Annotated in this window: 1 protein-coding gene; it reads left to right on the forward strand. The window is 69.4% G+C overall.

Annotation, left to right across the window (positions count from 1 at the left end):
- Positions 1-80: 80 nt before the first annotated feature.
- A complete protein-coding gene (locus ACGFS9_RS32740; protein ID WP_393258636.1) occupies positions 81-1,229 on the forward strand; it encodes an IS30 family transposase in 1,149 nt (382 codons plus the stop codon).
- The last annotated feature ends 36 nt before the right edge of the window (positions 1,230-1,265 follow it).

Here is a 1,265-nt window from a genome sequence, read left to right on the forward strand (position 1 = left end):
GGCGCCACCCCGGACGGGACGAGTACGAGCGGCTCCGGGCCGCCGGTGTCGCACGCCGGGTCGCGGCCCGGCGGGTCGGCGTGAACGAGCGCACGGCCAAGGACTGGGACTGGGGCGTCAAGAAGACCGCCACCACGCGCACGTATGCCGACGGGCGCCGTGTGGACTACACCACCGGGACCGTCACGATGTCCGGTGTGACCACGCTACCGGTGGGCCTGAGCGCCCTGGAGAAGCAGCTTCACCCGCGGTTCCTGACGCTCGCCGAGCGCGAGAAGATCCGCGATCTGCGCGCGGCGGGTCAGTCGCTGCGGGCGATCGGACGCGCCCTGAGACGGCCGGCGAGCACGGTCAAGCGGGAGATCGACGCGAACTCGGGCAGCGAGGGCTACCAGCCCTACGCGGCCCACCGGGCGGCGGCAGCGCGCAGACCCCGGCCCAAGGACCGCAAGCTGCTGCGCGAGGGACGGCTGCGCCGCTTCGTCCAGGACGCACTGCGCCGGCGGTGGTCACCGGAACAGATCTGCCACGCTCTGGTGAAGGAACATCCCGACGACGAGAGCATGCGGGTGAGCGTGGAAACGATCTACCAGGCGCTGTACTTCCAGGCCCGCGGCGCCCTGAAACGGGAAGTACAGGCAGCCATCCGCTCCGGCCGGACCCGACGCAAACCACGCCGGGACCCCGAACGGCGCACTCCACGGTTCATCGACCCGATGGTGATGATCAGTGACCGTCCCGCCGACGTCGAGGACCGGGCCGTGCCCGGTCACTGGGAAGGCGACCTGATCATCGGCGCGAGCGGGCGCTCCGCGATCGCCACCCTGGTCGAACGGAGCACCCGCTACACCATGCTGGTCCACCTGCCAGGCGGAGCCCACGACGCCGAGACCGTCCGCGACGGGCTCGTCCGCACCATCCAGACCCTGCCCGCCCACCTGCGCGGCTCTCTCACCTGGGACCAGGGCAGCGAGATGGCACGCCACAAGCAGTTCAGCATGGCTACCGACATGCCCGTCTATTTCTGCGACCCGGCCTCGCCCTGGCAACGCGGCTCGAACGAGAACACGAACGGGCTGCTGCGGCAGTACTTCCCGAAAGGCACCGACCTGAGCCTGCACAGTCCTGAAGACCTCGAACACGTCGCGCAGGAACTCAACGGCCGCCCACGCAAGACGCTCGGCTGGGATACCCCAGCCGAGCGTCTACGTGATCTACTCACCACCTGAAACCAAGCGGTGTTGCGACGACCCCTTGAACCCAAG

Source organism: Streptomyces sp. NPDC048566 (genome assembly GCF_043199735.1).
Lineage (GTDB): Bacteria > Actinomycetota > Actinomycetes > Streptomycetales > Streptomycetaceae > Streptomyces.